The sequence below is a fragment of the Enterobacter sp. SM3 genome, assembly GCF_009811935.2.
In the GTDB taxonomy this organism is placed as follows: Bacteria; Pseudomonadota; Gammaproteobacteria; order Enterobacterales; family Enterobacteriaceae; genus Enterobacter; species Enterobacter asburiae_D.
Map to the genome: position 1 here is coordinate 2,963,737 of NZ_CP099971.1, position 20,049 is coordinate 2,983,785.

Here is a 20,049-nt window from a genome sequence, read left to right on the forward strand (position 1 = left end):
CATTAACTCCTTACTCAGGCGACAGCCTGGCTGACTTTAGGCATGGCGAGGTTCAACGCCTGTTGTTCATTCGCCTGTTCATGAAGTAATTCACCGGCAATTTCGCCTTCACGCATCACCACAATGCGGTCGGCCACGCCAAGCACCTCCGGCAGATCGCTGGAGGCGAAGAGCACCGCCACGCCGCGTTTTGCCAGCTCATATATCACGTTATAAATCTCGTGTTTTGCCCCCACATCGATACCGCGCGTCGGCTCGTCCAGCAAAATGACCTTCATATCTTCTGACAGCCAGCGGCCTAAAATCGCCTTCTGCTGGTTTCCGCCTGACAGATTCATGATCAGCTGTTCCGGACCCGGCGTTTTGATATTCAGCGAGCGAATATGGTGGTCGGCGTTGCTCGACTCCCAGCCATCGTTTATCAGACAGCCTGCGCGAATAAACTTGCGGCGGGCGGAAATATTGATGTTGTCGCGTACCGAATGCACCGGAATAATCCCCTCGGCTTTACGGTCTTCCGGGCAGAGCATCATGCCCGCCCTGATTGCGTGGGCCGGTTTCTGGATATCGACCCGCTCGCCGTCAATGGAGACCTGCCCATCGGTAATGCGGGTACCGCCGAAGAGGCCTTTCATCAATTCACTGCGCCCTGCCCCTACCAGACCAAACAGGCCGACGATTTCGCCGCTGCGTACGGATAACGAAACGGGCGTGCGCACGCCCGGCGCTTTGACGTTGTCCAGGCGCAGGCGCTCAGGGCCGTACTCCCGGGGTTTCCAGTGATAGATATCACCCAGGTCGCGGCCAACCATCGCCTGAACCAGCTGGTCATGGTTAACCTGCGCCATGTCGGTAAAGGTGCGCACATAGCGCCCATCTTTAAAGACGGTGATGGCGTCGCTCAGGGCAAATATCTCTTCCATGCGGTGCGAGACATACAAAATCGTACGCCCTTCCTGACGCAGTTCGCGGATCACGCGGAACAGATTGTCGATTTCGCGCGCGGAGAGCGAACTGGTGGGCTCATCGAAGGCAATAATTCTGGCGTTACGCGCCAGCGCTTTGGCAATTTCCACCATCTGCCACTGGCCGATGGAGAGATATTTCAGCGGCGTCTGGGGATCGACGTCCAGACCCAGGTGTTTAAGCTGCAGCCCCGCTTCATAATTAAGTAGCGAACGATTTACCACGCCGCCTTTGTGCGGGAGCTGTCCTAAATAGATGTTTTCCGCCACGGTCATCTCAGGAATGAGGTGCAGCTCCTGGTAGATGATCGCCACCCCGGCATTGAGCGCCGCCGTGGTATCGGCAAACGCCACCTCTTCGCCGCGAATGGCCAGCGTGCCGGTCGTGGGCGCGTAGTTGCCGCTGAGGATCTTCAACAGCGTGGATTTTCCCGCGCCGTTTTCCCCCATCAGGGCGTGAACCTGGCCGGCATAGCAGTCGAAGCTGATATCGGTCAGCGCGTTAACACCGGGGAAGGTTTTCCCGATGCCGCGAAAAGAGAGATACGGATCAGACTGTCGCATAACGTCTCCGTGATTCCTGTAGTGTGTACGTCTGGCCCCTCACGGTGCGTGAGGGGCACAATCACAGCGTATTACTTACCGCCCAGTCCTTTTTTCGCCAGCTCCTCTTTGAAGTTGTCGCGGGTAATCAGCACCACGTCGGTCACTTCGGTAAATTTCGGCGGTTCAGCCCCTTTGGTTACCCAGTTGTAGAGCATCTCACTGGATTTGTAGCCGTGAACGTCCGGACTTGGCAGCAGAGAGCCGTAGAAGCCGGTCGCCTGCGCTTTGGACAGCTCGCTGACGGCGTCAACGCCGTTGATGCCAATCCCGATCACGTCAGGCGCTTTGAAGCCCTGGCCTTCCGTCGCGCGTACCCCACCCAGCACGGTGTTGTCGTTCATGCCGACCACCAGCCAGTGTTTGACCTCCGGATGCTGGACCAGCATAGAGTTCGCGGCGTCGAAAGCGCCCGGGATATCGTTAGATTTGGTTGGGACTTTGTAGATCTGTTTTTCCGGGAAACCGGCCGCCTTCAGCGCGTCCATTGAACCGGTAGTACGACGGCGTGCCGTATCCAGTTCGTCTGCCGTGATGGCCATCACCGCGGTCTCTTTGACATCCCAGCCGCGCTTTTGCATCTCTTTATAGAGTTCCTGCCCCTGGCGTTCGCCGATTTTGGTCGCCGCCATCATGACCAGCGGGACGGTGTCCATCGGCTTGCCTTTGGCGTTAACGAACTGATCGTCAACCGCGATGACCTTCATGTCGTAACCGCGCGCTTTCGCCGCAATTGCCGATCCCAGCTTTGGATCCGGGGTACAGATAACGAAACCTTTTGCGCCGCTGGCCGCCAGGCTGTCGATGGCGTTCAGGGTTTTTTCACCGTCAGGCACGGCGATTTTAATCACTTCAAAACCTAAATCTTTCCCGGCTTTATCGGCGAATTTCCACTCAGTCTGGAACCAGGGTTCTTCGGGCTGTTTTACCAGAAAACCGAGTTTTAAATTCTCAGCGATAGCGGATTGTGACATAACGGCAGCCAGACCGATGGCCGCCAGCGCTTTAGTAAATTTGTGCATGGTAAACTCCAGCTTTAGCATTCTTTTCTGTAGGGAATAAGTGCGTGCTTCTTATTTAATCGGACTTAAAACAAGGCATTAGCGCTTACCTCGTCATAAGCGTTATTGCTGGTGATAGTTTTAGCGGGAAATTAATCATCCATAAGAGAGCCCCATCACACCGCAGAATTACAGTAATTGCGTACATAAATTCAGCGAAAAATGACATAAAAAAGGCAGGATTTGTCAGACAAATGAAAGTGGGTTAAGCAGAATTATCCATAAGATTAGCTAAGATATCCCTGATGCCGCTCAGCGGGCAAAACGCCACCTGGCGTTAAAGGGGTTCAACATGTTTTTCATCAAAAATGCACCAGGCACCTGGAAAACCGTTATTCAGCAGAATTTGATTTAACGCAATTTTATTAGCACATCATATATTCGAAACGATTAATCCGTATTTCTCATTTTCACGGAGCATTATTCCAACTTGATATTTTCGAAAGAGTAACAGTGTATCAACGCAATAAAAATCGTTAATTATTAGAGCATTAACCAAGATTCAATTCATGGCGAGCTAATTGCATTTCTGTACTATATTAAACTTTGTAATGTATGGTAAACACAGCCTAATTAAGAGTTTTCTTAGACCATAGACAAGGGTATGCTTATTTATATCGAACACAGGAAGTGAATTTCGGTCACGGCAGAATGTGTATTTCTGCTCTTTTCTTCGTATTTGCCTGACGCTCAGGTTAAGCAACGGACATCACGTCCCACAGTCAATAAGGATATGAGTATGGCTACCCAAACGATGATGCAAAAACTTAACGCGCAGATGAACCTTGAGTTCTACGCCTCGAATCTGCACCTTCACTTAAGCGCGTGGTGTGCCGAGAATAGCCTCACGGGATCTGCGACATTCTTTCGCTCTCAGGCGCAAAGTAACGTCACCCATATGATGCGTGTCTTTAACTTCCTGAAAGCCGCGGGGGCAAATCCTGTCGTTAAAGCCCTTGATGGGATCAATGAGAACTTCTCTTGCCTGGAAGAACTGTTTCAGAAAACGCTTGAAGAGTATGAACAACGCTGCAGCACTCTCAGCAAGCTGGCCGATGAAGCCAAAGCGCAGCAGGACATTACGACGCTCAAATTCTTACGTGATATGGACAAAGAGCAGCAGCAGGATGGCATGCTGCTGAAGACGCTGGCGGATGAGATCCATAATGCGCAGCAGGCGGGTTTATGTCCTGAGCAAACTGACCGCCACCTGCTCGACATTGTGGCGGTGCAGCACCACTGAGTTTTTAATCTGCTCCTACGCAGGTTAAGGCACGAAATAATCCCCTCGCCCCTCTGGGGAGAGGGTTAGGGTGAGGGGAACATACGGCTGTAGTGGTCATTCCGTTCACTTTATGTTCCTTGCTACTCTGTAACGACATGACCGGTGAACGTGCCAGGGTGGCTCAATCGCCACCACCCTGGCAACCCGGGCTCCCGGCGGTAAATCGCCGCTTCGCGGTACCCTCAGCTTATTCCTTCAGGCTATCGGGTCGGGCATGAGCCTGCATCCCTGCAGGCCTCGCCCTCTCGGCGCATCCCTGCGCCTCGACCCGGCCTTACGGAAACGCTTCGGCGATTTACAGCCGGACCAGGGCTGTCGCTGTTAGTTTTTAATATTATTAAAACACTTTGAATCGCTGTTGAATGTGGATTTACGTCCCATACGAGATAAAGTCTGCTTCCTATCTCCAACCTTCTGCTTTTGCTGAAATTTAACAAATCAGATCTGGCTCTCAATGATTAACCACACAACGTGTGATGATTTATTTAGTTACATAATCATTGACGAGGGAGCATCATGATCACCATTGAGTTTGTTGTTATTCTCCTCTGCCTGCTGACGGGTACGCGTTTCGGCGGTATGGGGCTTGGGTTAATCAGCGGTATTGGCCTTTTTATTTTATGTTTTGTTTTTGGTCTGCAACCGGGTAAGCCGCCGGTAGACGTTATGCTGACCATCCTCGCGGTGATTGGTTGTGCGGCTACGCTGCAGACTGCGGGCGGCCTCAACGTCATGATGCAGTTTGCTGAACGTCTGCTGCGCAAACACCCACAGCACATCACCCTGCTCGCCCCATTCACCACCTGGATGCTGACCTTTCTGTGCGGCACCGGGCACGTGGTCTACACCATGTTCCCCATTATTGCGGATATCGCCCTGAAAAAAGGGATCCGCCCCGAGCGCCCCATGGCCGTGGCATCGGTCGCGTCGCAGATGGCGATTACGGCCTCCCCCGTTTCCGTTGCCGTGGTATCGCTGGTGTCCATCCTTGCGGCCCAGCATGGGATCGGCCACGCATGGGGGATCCTGGAAATTCTTGCCGTGTCGGTTCCCGCTTCGCTTTTCGGCGTGGCCATTGCGGCCCTGTGGAGTTTACGCCGTGGTAAAGATCTGGCTGACGACATGGAGTTTCAGGAAAAGCTGAAAGATCCTAAGCAGCGCGAGTTTATCTACGGTGGAACGGAGACGTTAATGAATCAGCGTTTCCCTAAACAGGCCTACTGGTCCACGTGGATTTTCTTTGCTGGTATTGCCGTGGTCGTTTTGCTGGGGGCGTTCCCTGACCTGCGCCCCGCCTTTGAGCTGAAAGGCAAAATGACGGCGCTGTCGATGAACCTTGTCATTCAGATGATGATGTTAATTGCGGGCGCCGTGATGCTGATGGCCTGTAAGGTCAACGCGTCGGCGATTTCCAACGGCGCGGTGTTCAAGGCCGGTATGGTGGCGATCTTCTCGGTGTTCGGCGTGGCGTGGATGAGCGATACCTTCTTCCAGGCGCATCTCGACGAGTTGAAGCTGGCGCTGGAAGGCGTGGTGAAAAGCCACCCGTGGACGTATGCCATTGTGCTGTTTCTGGTGTCAAAACTGGTGAACAGCCAGGCGGCTGCGCTGACGGCCGTTGCGCCTATGGGCCTGATGCTCGGCATCGACCCGAAAATGCTGATCGCCTTTTTCCCGGCGTCATACGGCTATTTTGTCCTGCCGACCTATCCAAGCGATTTGGCCTGCATCGGCTTTGACCGTTCAGGCACCACACGCATCGGCAAATTTATCATCAACCACAGCTTTATTCTGCCGGGGCTGATTGGGGTAAGCTGCGCGTGCGCGGCGAGCTATCTGCTAGTCCAGACGTTCTTCTAACCGCATCAAAGGGCGACACATGCCGTCGCCCATTTCCCTGCTTTAGTGGGACTCACCCTGCGGCGTGAATCGCAGCTCAATCAGCGCGATGGCTTTCTGGATCGCACGAAGCGTAACCGGGTCAGCGGCAGCAGGATGGCTGGCGAAATCGATGTTTTTCAGCTGCGTAGACATCTTCTCGCGCACTTCAACCGGCGCAATCACGTCCAGAACATCGAGGATTTGTTTGATAACCAGCTGACAGGCGACAACGTCAGAGACCAGTTCCTGATCGGCGCTCAGGTTTTGTGACATGGGGGCTTTCTCCTTATTTAAAGGCCGCCATAGTATCAAAACACACCCCCTGACATCTTCCCTTCATCATCAGCAGGTACAAAAAAACCCGCCGAAGCAGGTTTTTTTTATCAGAACATGGCGCCCGGCGGCACGTCTTTGAACGTGCGGCAGTAATTGGCCCACATACTTTTCAGGATTTTGCGCAGTTTCACGATGATGCTCCATTAACTTGTTATACAACTTTATTATCAACGTGCCTATAATATGACCACCATCACAAAAATCAACACTTTTGTGACTCATATCACATTTTTCTTGCGGTATGGACTGAAAGCGCTCAACGCTGACCCGTTGCGAAGAGTGAGGGCAGATTGTTCGGCTATTCCAGGCATTGCAGCGGGCATCTGCGGGTACGATAACGTATTTCCATCCACTCAGAGCGAACCATGAAAAGAGTCATTGTAGCTGGCACAATCCTGCTGCTCGCGGGGTGTAGCATTAATCGCCAGGCTGAGGTTAGCAGCCTCGACGCGCCGAACGGCATCGTCCGCCTCGACTACGGCCAGGCAGCGCTGCAAAATGCGTATTCCGATGAGTATGTAAATAACGGCACGGCGGCAAAAGCGTGTCAGAGCATGGGGTATGCCACTGCCTCAGCCTATGGTCAGCCCATTAAAACCTGCACCCTGACGAGCGGCTCTTTGTGCCTGAACGAGAGCGTGACCATCCAGTATAAATGTATGGGTTACGCCGTTAATCCTAAGTCAAATAATCCGTGGTATTAATCGAAGCTGCCAGCGCGTGCTGGCAGTTTATTTCATTACGAACAAAAATAATTCTCATTAATAAGTTTTAAAAATTGCCAATGCGTTTTATTCCCATTCGTATTTTAAATAAATAAAATAAAAATTTTACGTTTTGCAAATAATTAAATAACAAATTATAGTGTCGCTCATTGTGAACCAGAAATAATAATCCGGAGCGCCACCATGCTGAAAACTGAAATGATCGACAAGCTCAACGCACAAATGAACCTTGAGCTTTTTTCATCCCTGCTCTACCAGCAAATGAGCGCCTGGTGCAGCTACCACAGCTTCGAAGGCGCTGCCGCGTTTCTGCGTCGTCACGCTCAGGAAGAGATGACCCACATGCAGCGTCTGTTTGATTATCTGACGGATACGGGCAGCCTGCCGCGCATTGAAACCGTGACGTCACCCTTTGCTGAGTATAATTCTCTCGATGAACTGTTCCGCGCTACCTATGAGCACGAGCAGCTGATCACGCAGAAAATTAACGAACTGGTTCATGCGGCGATGACCAGCCAGGATTATCCAACCTTTAATTTCCTGCAGTGGTACGTCGCTGAGCAACACGAAGAAGAGAAACTGTTTAAATCCGTGCTGGACAAATTATCTCTGGTGGGGAAATCCGGCGAAGGTCTTTACTTTATTGATAAAGAACTTTCCACTCTTGATACGCAGAATTAATTTCAGCGCGGTGCCGCTTTCCGGCACCGCGTTAATTTACATACACCCCGCACAGCTGGTGCAGCGCCAGTCATGGGGATTCACGGCCTGGTAAAAATAGCGGTAGCTGGAGGTCTCCAGCGGAATGCCCACTTCGAAGAACATATCCGTTAACCACTCGACATTCTCAATAATCCACTCATCTTCCTGTAAGCCTTGTGCAAAGGTTTCGTCTTCAGGATCAATAACCGAATAGATTGCCCAAGTGCCCATATCCTTTTCGCGACGGGACTCGGGAAGTATCAGGGGTTGGTTCTGCCAGCTGATTATCCAGTGACCATGGCACAACAGGTTACCTCCCCGGCTCCATGCCGCGGTAAAGGGATTCTCCCCTGCCATAAAACCCTCACTTAATTTGATAATTTATATTTATTGTTTACGTTACGCCGGAATGTCGCGCAGCAACATTGCCCTTATGAAGTAGGCATAAGCCTATAAAGGATCAGAGGGTCATTAATTCGTAAACCATTCATTACACTACATGTAACGGTGATTTGACGAATTACGGCTTTTCCCTTACTCTGCGCCGCAGATTTTGTCGCGGTTAAGCATCGTTGTAGAGGAAAGCGTGAGAAACAGAACCCTGGGAAGTATTTTTATCGTCGCCGGAACGACAATTGGCGCAGGAATGCTGGCAATGCCCCTGGCAGCCGCGGGTGTGGGATTTGGCATGACCCTGCTGCTGCTGGGCACGCTCTGGGCGCTGATGTGTTACACCGCACTGTTGCTGCTTGAGGTTTACCAGCACGTGCCCGCCGATACCGGTCTGGGTTCGCTTGCGGCGCGCTATCTGGGACGCTACGGCCAGTGGATAACCGGCTTTAGCATGATGTTCCTGATGTACGCCCTGACCGCCGCCTATATCAGCGGCGCCGGGGAGCTTATCGCCTCCAGCGTCAATGACTGGTTTGGCTCTGACATTACCCCTGCGACGGGGGCTATCTTCTTTGCGCTCATCGGCGGCGGCGTGGTCTGCGTGGGCACATCGCTGGTCGATCTGTTTAACCGTTTTCTGTTCAGCGCCAAAATTCTCTTCCTGATCGTCATGCTGGTGCTGCTGGCGCCGCACGTGCACAAGGTCAACCTGCTGACGCTGCCGCTGGAAAAAGGGCTAGCGCTCTCCGCGATCCCGGTCATTTTCACCTCGTTTGGCTTCCACGGCAGCGTGCCGAGCATCGTCAGCTATATGAACGGCGATATCCGCAAGCTGCGCCGCGTCTTTGTTATCGGCAGCGCGATCCCGCTGATCGCCTATATTTTCTGGCAGCTGGTGACGCTGGGTAGCATTGACTCTTCAACCTTTATTGGGCTGATGGCGCAACACGCTGGCCTGAACGGTTTTCTGCTGGCACTGCGCGAGGTCGTCACCTCCCCGCACGTAGAGCTGGCGGTCCACCTGTTTGCCGACCTGGCGCTGGCAACCTCGTTCCTGGGCGTGGCGCTCGGCCTGTTTGATTACCTGGCCGACCTGTTCCAGCGTCGCAATACCGCAGCCGGACGGTTACAGACGGGTGCCATCACCTTCCTGCCGCCGCTGGCGTTCGCGCTGTTTTACCCACGCGGATTTGTGATGGCGCTGGGGTACGCAGGGGTAGCGCTGTCGATCCTTGCCCTCCTCCTCCCTTCCCTGCTGGCATGGAAAAGCCGTCAGCAGCATCCTCAGCAGGGATATCGCGTGGCGGGCGGAAAACCGCTGCTGTGCGTTGTGTTTGGCTGTGGGGTGGTGATTATTCTGGTGCAGGTGTTGATTGCAGCCGGGATGCTGCCGGAAGTGGGTTAAATTAAAAAGGGGCTATCATTAGCCCCTTTTTTTTATCAGTGCAAACAACAGCTCTTAAACTTCTTCCCGCTGCCGCAAGGACACGGATCGTTACGCCCGACCTTCGTGCCGTTCACCGTCGGTTTCTTCACTTCCGGCTGCTGCGGGTTGTTAACCCAGTATTGATATAAACGCAGTGCCGCAGGCTGGATGCTCTCGATGCTGGCGATATACTCCTCTTCGGACAGTTCATCCAGCTTTTCGCTGTTCTCTTCCGTCCCGTGCAGGGCAATCACCTCAAGGTCGGCCTTCAGGGCTTCCGGCAAGGCAGACCAGTCCGTCAGCGCCACGCCGCGCATATAGCCATAGCACCACTCTTCCACCACGGTATAGCTCTCGCCGTCAACGTCGTTATAACCGAACATCGGTTCAAACTGATCCGGGTACTCGCTCAGGCGCTCGGCAATATCGTTCATATGCTTAAAGCAGAGATCGATAAAACGGTTCATCTCACGATCGTTTTTCCAGCGCGGAATGTACTTTTCGCCACCCCACACCGCCACCAGCCAGGCATCTGGCTCAACGACAACAGGACCGGAAAGCACTGCGGTAAGCATGCCGTCCAGTTCGGACACGTCAATCACGGACGCGTCATCATGACCGTAAGACATTAACGTCTCTTCAAGCCACGCCATTTCGCTTTCATTCAATGGGCCTTCAGTCATCGCTGATACTCCTGCAAAAAAGGAAACGATCCTAACACATATCTCACCCCTCTCCGGGCTGAAGTTTAGGTCTTAATTGCTGCAAAAACGTGCAAATCGTGACCTTTGCACAACTTATGGGCTTTATTGTTAACGATATGTGATCTCCGCTGTAATTTCTTCTCCTTCCGCAAGGCGGCATAACGCGGCGCTCTATACTCAAACATGTCGCATGCTGGTCAATGGGTTAACCATTCTGGCAACGTTTTTGCTTAACGTTCTTCGCGCGTCCCTGCGCAGGGAAATCTCGCCGTAATATGCAGGATGCCGTCTGTATCTTGTTCGTTTAGTGCATTTTGTTCTTGCTCGTGTTTCGGATTGGCTGCGCCGTCGGGCGTTCGGGTTTACGCCGTGGTGCAAAAACCTCTTTGCTAAGGAACATAATAATGTCGCTGAAATTTATCAGAACTCCTCTTTCTCTTGTGTTGGCCGGTTGCCTGGTGACGGCGTTCTCCGCCCGGGCGGATATAGTGATCGGCGTGGCCGGGCCGTTTACGGGTCCGAATGCCACCTATGGCGATCAGTACTGGCACGGCGCAACGCAGGCCGCTGAAGACATTAATGCCGCAGGCGGCATTAACGGCGAGAAGATCAAACTGGTTCAGGGGGATGATGCCTGCGAGCCCAAGCAGGCCGTGGCCGTCGCCAACCGTTTAGTTGACCAGGATAAAGTCAACGCCGTGGTCGGCCATTTCTGCTCCTCTTCCACAATGCCCGCTTCCGAGGTGTATAGCGACGCAGGCATCATTGCGATTACCCCCGGCTCAACTAACCCGCTGATCACTGAACGCGGCATGAGCGACATGTTCCGCATGTGCGGTCGCGACGATCAGCAGGGTCAGGTTGCCAGCGACTTCATCATCGACAAGCTGAAAGCCAGGCGCGTGGTAATTATTCACGATAAAGACACCTATGGTCAGGGCCTGGCTGACGCCACCAAAGCGGCGCTGGCGAAACGCGGGGTTCAGGATGTGATGTATGAGGGGTTATCCCGCGGTGAAAAAGACTTTAACGCGCTGGTGACGAAGATCGGCGCGCAGAAACCGGACGTCGTGTTCTTCGGTGGCTGTCACCCGGAAGCCGGTCCGCTGGTTCGCCAGATGCGTGAACAGGGCGTGCAGGCGAAATTCTTCTCCGGCGACTGTATTGTCAACGAAGAGATGGTGACCGCCGCGGGTGGCCCGCAATACACCAACGGCATTTACATGACCTTCGGTAAAGATCCGCGCCTTATCCAGGACGGTAAAGCGGTTATCGAGAAATTCCGCGCCGGTAAATTCGAACCGGAAGGTTACACCCTTTACTCCTATGCCTCCGTCCAGGCCATTGCCGCGGCCTTCAAGGCCACTGGTGGCAAGGACTCCGCCAAAGCCAGCGAGTGGCTGAAAGCCAATTCCGTCGACACGGTGATGGGCAAAAAAGCCTGGGACAGCAAAGGCGATCTGAAAGTGTCTGACTACGTGGTTTACCAGTGGGACGACAAAGGAAAATATAAGGAAGTGCAGTAACGGGACGGAGTCACGCTCAACGTCGGCGGGGTTGCCCGTCGGCGCGTAATAAACATCAGGCTGCGCGGCTCGCGCAGCCTATAAAACGAGCGCGCTAAGATGAGTACATTCTTCCTGCAACAGTTAATCAATGGCTTAACGCTGGGCTCCGTCTACGGCCTGATCGCCATCGGCTACACCATGGTGTACGGCATTATCGGCATGATCAACTTCGCCCACGGCGAAGTGTATATGATCTCCGCCTATCTCTGCGCCATTGGCCTGGCGCTGCTCTCTTTCTTCGGTCTGCAGTCGTTCCCGCTGCTGATCCTCGGGACGCTGGTATTCACCATTGTGGTAACCGGGGTGTACGGCTGGACCATCGAGCGTATCGCCTACAAGCCGCTGCGCAACTCCACGCGCCTGGCGCCGCTGATCTCCGCCATCGGGATGTCGCTTATCCTGCAAAACTACGCGCAGCTGAGCCAGGGTCCGCGTCAGCAAGGGGTGCCGACCATGCTGGACGGCGTGATTCGCCTGCATCTGGGCGACGGGTTCGTGCAGATAACCTACACCAAAGTGTTTATTCTGGTTGCCTCGTTTGTCGGCATGCTGGTGCTTACCTGGGTAATCAACCATACCCGGCTGGGCCGGATGTGCCGCGCGGTACAGCAGGATCGTAAGATGGCCTCCATTCTGGGCATTAACACCGATCGGATTATTTCGCTGGTCTTTGTCATCGGCGCGGCGATGGCCGGTCTGGCGGGGGTGTTGATCACCATGAATTACGGCACCTTTGATTTCTACGTCGGGTTCGTGATCGGCATTAAAGCCTTTACTGCGGCGGTACTCGGCGGCATCGGCTCCCTCCCCGGCGCGATGCTCGGTGGCCTTATCCTCGGCGTGGCGGAAGCCCAGTTCTCGGGCATGGTGAACTCGGATTATAAAGACGTCTTCTCGTTCGGCCTGCTGGTCATGATCCTGATTTTCCGTCCCCAGGGCCTGCTTGGGCGCCCGATTGTGGCTAAAGTGTGAGGGAGAGACTGATGACATCACAGGGTTTTTCACTTAAACGCTGCATTCTGGACGCGATTTTTTCCGGGCTGATTGCGCTGATAATCTTCGGCCCCATAGCGGGCGTGGTGCTGGACGGGTACAGCTTTAACTTCGCCGGGCAGCGGCTGGCCTGGATGGTTGGCATCGTCATGCTCGGGCGTTTTCTGTTGAGCGTCTTTTTAGGTACCGCCGCGGGCGCCCGTTTCCAGGCGCGCTTCGAAGCCGATAGCGCGGGCGTATATGTTCGGCCACCGGAATATAAAAGCCGCATGCGCTGGATTATTCCTCTGGTGATTACCCTTGCGATTTGCTTTCCGTTTGTCGCCACTAAATATGTGCTGACCGTCGCCATTCTCGGGCTGATCTACGTGCTTCTCGGCCTGGGGCTGAATATCGTCGTGGGTCTGGCCGGTCTGCTGGATCTGGGATATGTCGCGTTCTACGCGATTGGGGCGTATGGTCTGGCGCTGGGATACCAGTATCTCGGCTTAGGCTTCTGGAGCATGCTGCCGCTGGCGGCAATCATGGCCGCCGCCGCAGGTGCCCTGCTCGGTTTTCCGGTACTGCGCATGCACGGTGACTATCTCGCCATCGTCACCCTCGGGTTCGGGGAGATCATTCGCCTGATACTGAACAACTGGCTGACCTTCACCGGCGGACCAAACGGCGTCTCGGCCCCTCCCCCCACCTTTTTCGGTCTGGAATTTGGGCGACGCGCGAAAGAAGGCGGCGTGCCCTTCCACGAATTTTTCCACCTGACCTACAACCCGAACATGAAGTTTATTTTTATCTACGCGGTGCTGTTCCTGGTGGTGATGCTGGTGCTCTACATCAAGCACCGCCTGACGCGGATGCCGATTGGTCGGGCGTGGGAGGCGCTGCGTGAAGACGAAATTGCGTGCCGCTCGATGGGGTTAAATCACGTTCTGGTTAAGCTGTCGGCCTTTACGCTGGGCGCGTCCACCGCGGGCATTGCCGGGGTGTTCTTCGCCACCTACCAGGGGTTCGTGAATCCAACCTCCTTTACCTTTTTTGAATCGGCACTGATCCTCGCCATTGTGGTGCTGGGCGGTATGGGTTCTACGCTTGGCGTGGTGCTGGCCGCCTTTGTGCTCACGGTAACGCCGGAACTGCTGCGCAGTTTTGCCGAATACCGCGTCCTGCTGTTTGGCATGCTCATGGTGGTGATGATGATCTGGCGTCCACGCGGTTTGATCCGCATTAACCGCAGCGGGTTTGCCGTGCGTAAGGGCGTCGCGCCATGAACGAAACGATATTACGCGTTGAACATCTGATGATGCACTTCGGCGGAATTAAGGCGCTAAACGACGTCAACCTGGACGTACAGCGTGGCTCTATTACCGCCCTGATTGGGCCAAACGGTGCGGGGAAAACAACCGTGTTTAACTGCCTGACGGGTTTCTACAGGGCCTCCGGCGGCAACATTCTATTTAATACCCGCAATAAAACGACCAACGTTATTCAGGTCCTCGGACAAAAATTCCAGCCGGGTGACTGGATTAACCCCGCCCAGCTCGGGCAGCGTCTGTTCTACAAAATGTTTGGCGGAACGCATCTGGTCAACCGCGCAGGGTTGGCCCGCACGTTTCAAAATATCCGTCTTTTTCGCGAGATGTCGGTCGTGGAAAACCTGCTGGTCGCGCAGCATATGCGTGTTAACCGCAATCTGCTCGCCGGGATTTTAAATATGCCTGCGTACCGGCGGGCGGAAAGTGATGCCCTGGACAGAGCCTTCTACTGGCTGGAAGTGGTGGATCTTGTGGAGTGTGCCAATCGCCTGGCGGGAGAGATGTCTTACGGACAGCAGCGGCGTCTGGAAATTGCGCGGGCAATGTGCACCGGGCCGGAAATGATCTGTCTGGATGAACCCGCCGCCGGGCTGAACCCGGTTGAAACGCACAAGCTGAGCAGCATTATTCGCTTTCTGCGGGATCACCATGACATCACGGTATTACTGATTGAGCATGATATGGGGATGGTGATGGAGATTTCGGACGACATTATCGTGCTCGACCACGGCGATGTTATTGCCAGGGGAAAACCCGAGCAGATCCAGCATGATGAAAAGGTCATTGCCGCCTACCTGGGTACGGATGAAAGCGAGGTCACCCTATGAGCGAACCGCTGCTGGCATTTCGCGAGGTGGATGTGTTTTACGGCGTCATTCAGGCGCTGAAGCAGGTCTCCCTCGAGGTCAATAAGGGTGAAACCGTGGCGCTGATTGGCGCAAACGGCGCGGGTAAATCGACATTGCTGATGTCCATCTTTGGCCAGCCCCGTATCCGCAACGGGCAGATCCTTTTCGGTGGTGAAGATATCAGCCATAAATCCACCCACTACGTCGCGTCCGGCGGCATTGCGCAGGCGCCGGAAGGCAGACGCATCTTCCCGGATATGACCGTTGAAGAGAACCTGCTGATGGGGACCATCCCCATCGGCAGCCAGTTTGCCACAGAGGATATGCAAACCATGTTCGACCTGTTCCCCCGCCTCAAGGAGCGACGCAAGCAGCGCGCGATGACCATGTCCGGCGGAGAACAGCAGATGCTGGCGATCGCCCGGGCGCTGATGAGCCGTCCGAAGCTGCTGCTGCTGGATGAACCGAGCCTCGGGCTGGCGCCAATTGTGGTGAAACAGATCTTCCAGACGCTGCGCGAGCTGGCCCGTAACGGCATGACCATCTTTCTGGTGGAGCAGAATGCGCACCACGCATTGAAGCTTTCCGATCGCGGGTATGTGATGGTTAACGGGCAGATCCGGCTGAGCGGCAGCGGTGAGGAGCTGCTGGGGAATCAGGAGGTGAGGAAGGCGTATTTGGGCGGGGTGTGACTACACGATGTCCATGCACCAACAAACCACCTTTAGTCTGAAGCCACCCTTTCGTGATATCACAATAATGCTTCTAATCGATACCGGATAGGCTTCTATAACCCCTCACTCCACACACCAATTGCGTTGCATTATCTGGGCAAGATACCAATGTGTAGATGCAATGATGTAATCGGCAAGGTGTACTTGTGAAAAGCTGGAATGATGGAATGATGGAATGATGGAAGAGTGAAATTCAGAAAATAAAAAAACCACCTTTCGGTGGTTTATACGACACTGCTTATCATTGATATTATTCTTTGTTTCCCATGGTAGCCGGAGTGGGACTTGAACCCACACAGCGCGAACGCCGAGGGATTTTAAATCCCTTGTGTCTACCGATTCCACCATCCGGCCAGGGAAGAAAGTGGAGGCGCGTTCCGGAGTCGAACCGGACTAGACGGATTTGCAATCCGCTACATAACCGCTTTGCTAACGCGCCGTAAAACTTTTCAAACTGACACCCGCAACTGCGCATGTCTTTAATCTGGAGCGGGAAACGAGACTCGAACTCGCGACCCCGACCTTGGCAAGGTCGTGCTCTACCAACTGAGCTATTCCCGCATGTCATCAAGTAAACGCCTAACCACTTGATTTCACTATCGTCCGGCTTGCTGTGCCGCCGTTCGATGCGTTGCATTCTACTGATATGACGTTATGAGTCAACGTTATTTTTTGCATCCCCGGATCGTTTGCTGAAAATTACGGCGAAACGATCACTGATCAAGCAAATCCCCGCGCGCAGCGTTCAAATATTGCAGCATGGACCACAGCGTCAGCACTGCCGCTACCCACAGCAGACCAATTCCCGCCCATTCAACCCAGGCGTTCGGACGCCAGAGCATCCAGACCAGCGCTGCCATCTGCGCCGTTGTTTTGACTTTGCCAATCCAGGAGACCGCCACGCTGCTGCGTTTCCCCAGCTCCGCCATCCACTCGCGCAGCGCGGAGATGATGATCTCACGGCCGATCATGGTTGCCGCGGGCAGCGTTACCCACCAGGTATGATAGTGCTCGGCCACCAGCACCATGGCGATAGCGACCATCACTTTGTCTGCCACCGGATCGAGGAAGGCACCGAAACGGGTGCTTTGATTCCAGCGGCGGGCCAGATAGCCATCAAACCAGTCGGTGACCGCTGCGATCAGAAAGAGCAATGCGCAGGCGAAAGGTGCCCAGATAACCGGCAGGTAAAACGCCAGTACAAAGAACGGGATGAGTACAACACGAAAGAGAGTGAGCAACGTAGGGATATTATATTGCATAGTGACGGTAACTATTTGTTGTCAGTAAAATTTAGCTCTATGTTGCTACAGAGCCCTCAATGTTTCAACGAGTAGTAGATCTTTTCTGCCAGCCCTTGCGAAATACCCGGCACTTTTGCAATTTCCTCCATGCTGGCGTTGAGTAATCCTTGCAATCCGCCCATATATTTCAGCAGCATCTGCCGACGTTTTGGCCCCACGCCTTCGATCGTTTCCAGGCTACTGGTGTTTTTCACCTTCGCCCGTTTTTTGCGGTGACCGCTGATGGCATGATCGTGCGATTCATCGCGAATATGCTGGATGACGTGCAGCGCCGGTGAGTCCGGCGGCAGGCTGAAGCCCTCACCTTCCGGCTCGAAGAACAATGTCTCCAGACCGGCCTTACGATCGGCCCCTTTTGCGACGCCCAGCAGCAGCGGATGGTTTTTATCCCAGCTGACATCAAGCGATTCAAATACCGCTTTCGCCTGGCCGAGCTGCCCTTTACCGCCGTCAATCAGGATCACATCCGGGATTTTGCTCTCTTCTATGGCTTTACCATAGCGACGACGCAGCACCTGATTCATGGCCGCATAGTCATCACCCGGCGTGATCCCGGTGATGTTATAGCGGCGATACTCGGCGCGGAGTGGACCATTCGCATCAAACACCACGCAGGACGCTACCGTCTGTTCCCCCATCGTATGACTGATGTCGAAACACTCCATCCGTTTCACTTCCGGAAGCTTCAGCAGCGTCGCCAGGGCCGTTAAACGCTGGTGCACCGTCGACTGCTGCGACAGCTTAGTGGTGAGTGCCGTCGCCGCGTTGGTTCGCGCCAGCTTCAGATAACGCGCACGATCGCCGCGCGGTTTGGTTTGAACATTGACCCGACGGCCCGCCAGTTCAGAGAGCGAATCGGCCAGCAGGGTTTTATCGTCAAGATTAAAATCGAGCAGGATCTCAGAAGGCAGCGTGCGCATCTGGCTCCCCTGCAGATAGAACTGCCCAACAAAGGTTTCCACCACTTCACCCAGTTCGGTACCGCCGGGCACTTTCGGGAAATAGCTGCGGCTGCCGAGCACTTTGCCCTGGCGAATAAACAGCACGTGCACGCAGGCCATCCCGGCGTCAAAGGCTACGCCGATGACGTCGAGATCGTCACCGGTATTCGAAACAAACTGTTTCTCAGTGACTCTGCGCACCGCCTGGATTTGGTCGCGGATCCGCGCGGCCTCTTCGAACTCGAGTGCGGCGCTGGCTTTTTCCATCCGCGCGATCAGCTGCGTTAAGACCTGATCGTCTTTTCCGGCCAGGAACAGGCGCACATAATCCACCTGCTGCGCATACTCTTCTTCACTCACCAGCCCGGCCACGCAGGGGCCCAGGCAGCGTCCGATCTGGTACTGCAGGCACGGGCGCGAGCGGTTACGGTAAACGCTGTTCTCACACTGGCGGATCGGGAAGATTTTTTGCAGCAGCGCCAGCGTTTCACGCACGGCATAGCCGTTAGGGAACGGCCCGAAGTATTCGCCCTTGGCGTGTTTTGCACCGCGGTGCATGGCGAGGCGCGGATGGGTGTCGCCGCTCAGAAAAATAAACGGGTAGGATTTATCATCACGCAGCAGAACGTTATAGCGCGGCTGGTAGAGCTTTATATAGTTGTGCTCAAGCAGCAGCGCTTCTGTCTCAGTGTGCGTGACGGTGACATCAATATTCTGAATGAGTGAGACCAGCGCTTCGGTCTTACGGGAGGCCAGGTTGCTGCGAAAATAGCTGGAGAGACGTTTTTTAAGATCTTTTGCCTTCCCCACATAGATAACCGTACCGCCAGCGTCATACATACGATAGACGCCAGGCTGGCTGGTTACGGTTTTCAGAAATGCTTTTGAATCGAACACATCACTCACTGACTTAACAACGTCTCCGCATTACACAAACCATGCCGGATGGCCAGGTGCGTCAGTTCGACGTCGCCATGAATGTTTAGTTTACTGAACATCCGATAACGATAGCTGTTCACCGTTTTCGGGCTGAGATTCAGCTGTTCCGAGATCTCATTCACCTTCTGACCTTTGGTGATCATCAGCATAATCTGCAATTCACGCTCGGACAAACTCGCAAACGGTGATTCGGTTTTCTCGGGCTCGATCTGACTCAGCGCCATCTGCTGAGCGATGTCGGAAGCAATGTAACGCTGTCCGGCAAACACGGAACGGATTGCATTGACGACTTCCTGCGGCGCAGCACCTTTACTCAGGTAGCCCGCTGCGCCCGCCTGCATCACTTTCGCGGGCAGTGGGTTTTCGGTATGCACGGTCAGCATGATGACTTTTGTATCAACAAAGGTACGCGCGATTTTGCGTGTTGCTTCAAGACCGCCGATACCGGGCATGTTCATATCCATCAGTACCACATCGGCCGAGTTTGTGCGGCACCATTTGACCGCATCTTCGCCACAGCACGCCTCACCGGCAACTTTAATACCTTTAATATCTTCAAGAATGCGTCGTATCCCTGCGCGCACCAGTTCGTGGTCATCAACAAGAAGGACGTTGATCAAAGGAAATGTCTCCAGAATAGGGATAACGCTACTGAGTGATAATTTGGTTTATATTAACGGTTTTCCTCACAAGATTAAAACGTTAAAAAACCGGCTATTCGATTTTGCTCTCGTTTTTGGAAATTAGGCTGTACAGTCCGTGGAAAGAAAGGCCGTGCACACAGGGCTTTTGCAGCTTTTTTTAAGCATCTGTATTCAAAAAGTTACAAAAAACCTGCAGGCCTTCCCTGCAAAAAAACAGATCTCAAATTTTTGTAACAATAATTAACGGCAAGCGAACCGGGCATAAACAATTAATAGCCTTAAACAGCGCTTCAGTTTACCGGTAGGTTCTGTTTACGCAATTAAACATCCGCGTAAAAGTACGAAAAACAACCGCTGCATTTTTTGCGTCAGCTTGTGGTATACTCCGCCGCCTTGACTTTCGTCGTCGCACTTTAGCGCCGTTTAATAATGAGGAAAATAAATGAGCACACCTGAATTTGCCACTGCTGAGAATAACCAGGAACTGGCACAGGAAGTAAACTGCCTGAAAGCGCTGCTAACGCTGATGCTGCAGGCGATGGGCCAGGCGGACGCCGGTCGTGTGATCATTAAAATGGAAAAACAAATCGCGGAGATGGAAGACCAGGCTGAATCTGCGGTATTTGCTAACACCGTTAAGCAAATCAAACAAGCCTACCGCCAGTAACAAAAAACGGCTGGATGCAG

At 53.8% G+C, this 20,049-nt stretch carries 20 protein-coding genes, 3 tRNA genes and 1 pseudogene; 12 read left to right on the forward strand and 12 right to left on the reverse strand.

Going from position 1 to position 20,049, the window contains the following annotated elements:
- Positions 1 to 14: 14 nt before the first annotated feature.
- A complete protein-coding gene (gene araG, locus GVO84_RS13945; RefSeq protein WP_121424244.1) occupies positions 15 to 1,529 on the reverse strand; it encodes an L-arabinose ABC transporter ATP-binding protein AraG in 1,515 nt (504 codons plus the stop codon).
- A gap of 71 nt (positions 1,530 to 1,600) precedes the next feature.
- Complete coding sequence (gene araF / locus GVO84_RS13950; RefSeq protein ID WP_003859687.1) at positions 1,601 to 2,590, reverse strand: arabinose ABC transporter substrate-binding protein AraF; 990 nt, start codon at positions 2,588 to 2,590, stop codon at positions 1,601 to 1,603.
- A 778-nt stretch (positions 2,591 to 3,368) separates the two neighbouring features.
- Between araF and GVO84_RS13955 the strand changes: the two genes are divergently transcribed.
- Positions 3,369 to 3,872 carry a non-heme ferritin-like protein gene (locus GVO84_RS13955; protein ID WP_159514448.1) on the forward strand — a complete coding sequence of 168 codons (504 nt, stop codon included), beginning with the start codon at positions 3,369 to 3,371 and terminating at the stop codon, positions 3,870 to 3,872.
- Between the two features lie 558 nt (positions 3,873 to 4,430).
- Positions 4,431 to 5,774: an anaerobic C4-dicarboxylate transporter gene (locus tag GVO84_RS13960; RefSeq protein ID WP_063143674.1), complete on the forward strand. Its 1,344-nt coding sequence runs from the start codon at positions 4,431 to 4,433 to the stop codon at positions 5,772 to 5,774.
- Between the two features lie 42 nt (positions 5,775 to 5,816).
- On the opposite strand, the gene GVO84_RS13965 is transcribed toward GVO84_RS13960, so the two are convergent.
- Both GVO84_RS13965 and azuC read right to left on the reverse strand, forming a co-directional pair.
- Complete coding sequence (locus GVO84_RS13965; RefSeq protein ID WP_008500405.1) at positions 5,817 to 6,068, reverse strand: DUF2766 family protein; 252 nt, start codon at positions 6,066 to 6,068, stop codon at positions 5,817 to 5,819.
- Between the two features lie 110 nt (positions 6,069 to 6,178).
- Positions 6,179 to 6,262: a stress response protein AzuC gene (gene azuC, locus GVO84_RS13970; RefSeq protein ID WP_014884364.1), complete on the reverse strand. Its 84-nt coding sequence runs from the start codon at positions 6,260 to 6,262 to the stop codon at positions 6,179 to 6,181.
- A gap of 234 nt (positions 6,263 to 6,496) precedes the next feature.
- On the opposite strand from azuC, the gene yecR reads away from it, so the two are divergent.
- Together yecR and ftnA are read left to right on the forward strand one after the other, a co-directional pair.
- A complete protein-coding gene (yecR, locus tag GVO84_RS13975; RefSeq protein ID WP_023336145.1) occupies positions 6,497 to 6,835 on the forward strand; it encodes a YecR family lipoprotein in 339 nt (112 codons plus the stop codon).
- A gap of 204 nt (positions 6,836 to 7,039) precedes the next feature.
- Complete coding sequence (gene ftnA / locus GVO84_RS13980) at positions 7,040 to 7,537, forward strand: non-heme ferritin (protein WP_023336146.1); 498 nt, start codon at positions 7,040 to 7,042, stop codon at positions 7,535 to 7,537.
- Positions 7,538 to 7,573: 36 nt separating this feature from the next.
- Here ftnA and GVO84_RS13985 read toward each other — a convergent pair whose 3' ends face one another.
- Positions 7,574 to 7,915 carry a hypothetical protein gene (locus tag GVO84_RS13985; protein ID WP_159514449.1) on the reverse strand — a complete coding sequence of 114 codons (342 nt, stop codon included), beginning with the start codon at positions 7,913 to 7,915 and terminating at the stop codon, positions 7,574 to 7,576.
- A 229-nt stretch (positions 7,916 to 8,144) separates the two neighbouring features.
- Between GVO84_RS13985 and tyrP the strand changes: the two genes are divergently transcribed.
- The gene (gene tyrP, locus GVO84_RS13990; RefSeq protein ID WP_048979950.1) at positions 8,145 to 9,356 is read left to right on the forward strand and encodes a tyrosine transporter TyrP; all 1,212 of its coding nucleotides are present in this window, start codon (positions 8,145 to 8,147) and stop codon (positions 9,354 to 9,356) included.
- 35 nt (positions 9,357 to 9,391) lie between these two features.
- Here the strand turns inward: tyrP and GVO84_RS13995 are convergent, their stop codons facing one another.
- On the reverse strand, positions 9,392 to 10,060 hold the full coding sequence (locus tag GVO84_RS13995; protein WP_023336148.1) for a YecA family protein: 669 nt from the start codon (positions 10,058 to 10,060) through the stop codon (positions 9,392 to 9,394).
- A gap of 425 nt (positions 10,061 to 10,485) precedes the next feature.
- Here GVO84_RS13995 and GVO84_RS14000 point away from each other — a divergent pair, with 425 nt between their 5' ends.
- The 5 genes from GVO84_RS14000 to GVO84_RS14020 all read left to right on the forward strand — a co-directional run bounded on the left by GVO84_RS14000 (position 10,486) and on the right by GVO84_RS14020 (position 15,492).
- Positions 10,486 to 11,607, forward strand: coding sequence for a branched-chain amino acid ABC transporter substrate-binding protein (locus GVO84_RS14000; RefSeq protein WP_159514450.1), 1,122 nt, complete (start codon positions 10,486 to 10,488; stop codon positions 11,605 to 11,607).
- Between the two features lie 99 nt (positions 11,608 to 11,706).
- Positions 11,707 to 12,621 (forward strand): ABC transporter permease subunit, encoded by a 915-nt coding sequence (locus tag GVO84_RS14005; protein WP_159514451.1) that lies wholly within the window; start codon positions 11,707 to 11,709, stop codon positions 12,619 to 12,621.
- 11 nt (positions 12,622 to 12,632) lie between these two features.
- Positions 12,633 to 13,907 carry a high-affinity branched-chain amino acid ABC transporter permease LivM gene (gene livM / locus GVO84_RS14010; RefSeq protein ID WP_121424254.1) on the forward strand — a complete coding sequence of 425 codons (1,275 nt, stop codon included), beginning with the start codon at positions 12,633 to 12,635 and terminating at the stop codon, positions 13,905 to 13,907.
- Complete coding sequence (locus GVO84_RS14015; protein ID WP_121424255.1) at positions 13,904 to 14,779, forward strand: ABC transporter ATP-binding protein; 876 nt, start codon at positions 13,904 to 13,906, stop codon at positions 14,777 to 14,779. Before livM ends, GVO84_RS14015 begins: the two co-directional genes overlap by 4 nt.
- The gene (locus GVO84_RS14020; protein WP_121424257.1) at positions 14,776 to 15,492 is read left to right on the forward strand and encodes an ABC transporter ATP-binding protein; all 717 of its coding nucleotides are present in this window, start codon (positions 14,776 to 14,778) and stop codon (positions 15,490 to 15,492) included. Before GVO84_RS14015 ends, GVO84_RS14020 begins: the two co-directional genes overlap by 4 nt.
- Before the next feature lie 309 nt (positions 15,493 to 15,801).
- Here the strand turns inward: GVO84_RS14020 and GVO84_RS14025 are convergent.
- The 6 genes from GVO84_RS14025 to uvrY form a co-directional block, all read right to left on the reverse strand.
- A tRNA-Leu gene (locus tag GVO84_RS14025) sits at positions 15,802 to 15,888 on the reverse strand.
- 11 nt (positions 15,889 to 15,899) lie between these two features.
- Positions 15,900 to 15,973, reverse strand: a tRNA-Cys gene (locus GVO84_RS14030).
- Between the two features lie 46 nt (positions 15,974 to 16,019).
- Positions 16,020 to 16,095 (reverse strand) — tRNA-Gly (locus GVO84_RS14035).
- 152 nt (positions 16,096 to 16,247) lie between these two features.
- The gene (gene pgsA / locus GVO84_RS14040) at positions 16,248 to 16,796 is read right to left on the reverse strand and encodes a CDP-diacylglycerol--glycerol-3-phosphate 3-phosphatidyltransferase (RefSeq protein ID WP_159514452.1); all 549 of its coding nucleotides are present in this window, start codon (positions 16,794 to 16,796) and stop codon (positions 16,248 to 16,250) included.
- Positions 16,797 to 16,852: 56 nt separating this feature from the next.
- A complete protein-coding gene (gene uvrC, locus GVO84_RS14045) occupies positions 16,853 to 18,685 on the reverse strand; it encodes an excinuclease ABC subunit UvrC (protein WP_063143667.1) in 1,833 nt (610 codons plus the stop codon).
- Positions 18,682 to 19,338, reverse strand: a complete 657-nt coding sequence (gene uvrY / locus GVO84_RS14050; protein WP_013096026.1) for a UvrY/SirA/GacA family response regulator transcription factor — start codon at positions 19,336 to 19,338, stop codon at positions 18,682 to 18,684. Before uvrY ends, uvrC begins: the two co-directional genes overlap by 4 nt.
- Before the next feature lie 372 nt (positions 19,339 to 19,710).
- Between uvrY and GVO84_RS14055 the strand changes: the two are divergent.
- Together GVO84_RS14055 and GVO84_RS14060 are read left to right on the forward strand one after the other, a co-directional pair.
- Positions 19,711 to 19,779: pseudogene (locus GVO84_RS14055) on the forward strand (hypothetical protein); the annotation flags it as partial.
- A gap of 25 nt (positions 19,780 to 19,804) precedes the next feature.
- On the forward strand, positions 19,805 to 20,029 hold the full coding sequence (locus tag GVO84_RS14060) for a DUF2594 family protein (RefSeq protein ID WP_008500345.1): 225 nt from the start codon (positions 19,805 to 19,807) through the stop codon (positions 20,027 to 20,029).
- Positions 20,030 to 20,049 lie beyond the last annotated feature (20 nt).

Bases quoted from the DNA above. Each gene is read 5' to 3' on its own strand.
- livM (WP_121424254.1), top strand. From the start codon at position 12,633: ATGACATCACAGGGTTTTTCACTTAAACGCTGCATTCTGGACGCGATT.
- GVO84_RS14020 (WP_121424257.1), top strand. From the start codon at position 14,776: ATGAGCGAACCGCTGCTGGCATTTCGCGAGGTGGATGTGTTTTACGGC.
- GVO84_RS14005 (WP_159514451.1), top strand. From the start codon at position 11,707: ATGAGTACATTCTTCCTGCAACAGTTAATCAATGGCTTAACGCTGGGC.
- GVO84_RS13960 (WP_063143674.1), top strand. From the start codon at position 4,431: ATGATCACCATTGAGTTTGTTGTTATTCTCCTCTGCCTGCTGACGGGT.
- GVO84_RS14060 (WP_008500345.1), top strand. From the start codon at position 19,805: ATGAGCACACCTGAATTTGCCACTGCTGAGAATAACCAGGAACTGGCA.
- GVO84_RS14015 (WP_121424255.1), top strand. From the start codon at position 13,904: ATGAACGAAACGATATTACGCGTTGAACATCTGATGATGCACTTCGGC.
- GVO84_RS13965 (WP_008500405.1), bottom strand. From the start codon at position 6,068: ATGTCACAAAACCTGAGCGCCGATCAGGAACTGGTCTCTGACGTTGTC.
- pgsA (WP_159514452.1), bottom strand. From the start codon at position 16,796: ATGCAATATAATATCCCTACGTTGCTCACTCTCTTTCGTGTTGTACTC.
- araF (WP_003859687.1), bottom strand. From the start codon at position 2,590: ATGCACAAATTTACTAAAGCGCTGGCGGCCATCGGTCTGGCTGCCGTT.
- araG (WP_121424244.1), bottom strand. From the start codon at position 1,529: ATGCGACAGTCTGATCCGTATCTCTCTTTTCGCGGCATCGGGAAAACC.
- GVO84_RS13985 (WP_159514449.1), bottom strand. From the start codon at position 7,915: ATGGCAGGGGAGAATCCCTTTACCGCGGCATGGAGCCGGGGAGGTAAC.
- GVO84_RS13995 (WP_023336148.1), bottom strand. From the start codon at position 10,060: ATGACTGAAGGCCCATTGAATGAAAGCGAAATGGCGTGGCTTGAAGAG.
- ftnA (WP_023336146.1), top strand. From the start codon at position 7,040: ATGCTGAAAACTGAAATGATCGACAAGCTCAACGCACAAATGAACCTT.
- GVO84_RS13955 (WP_159514448.1), top strand. From the start codon at position 3,369: ATGGCTACCCAAACGATGATGCAAAAACTTAACGCGCAGATGAACCTT.
- GVO84_RS14000 (WP_159514450.1), top strand. From the start codon at position 10,486: ATGTCGCTGAAATTTATCAGAACTCCTCTTTCTCTTGTGTTGGCCGGT.
- yecR (WP_023336145.1), top strand. From the start codon at position 6,497: ATGAAAAGAGTCATTGTAGCTGGCACAATCCTGCTGCTCGCGGGGTGT.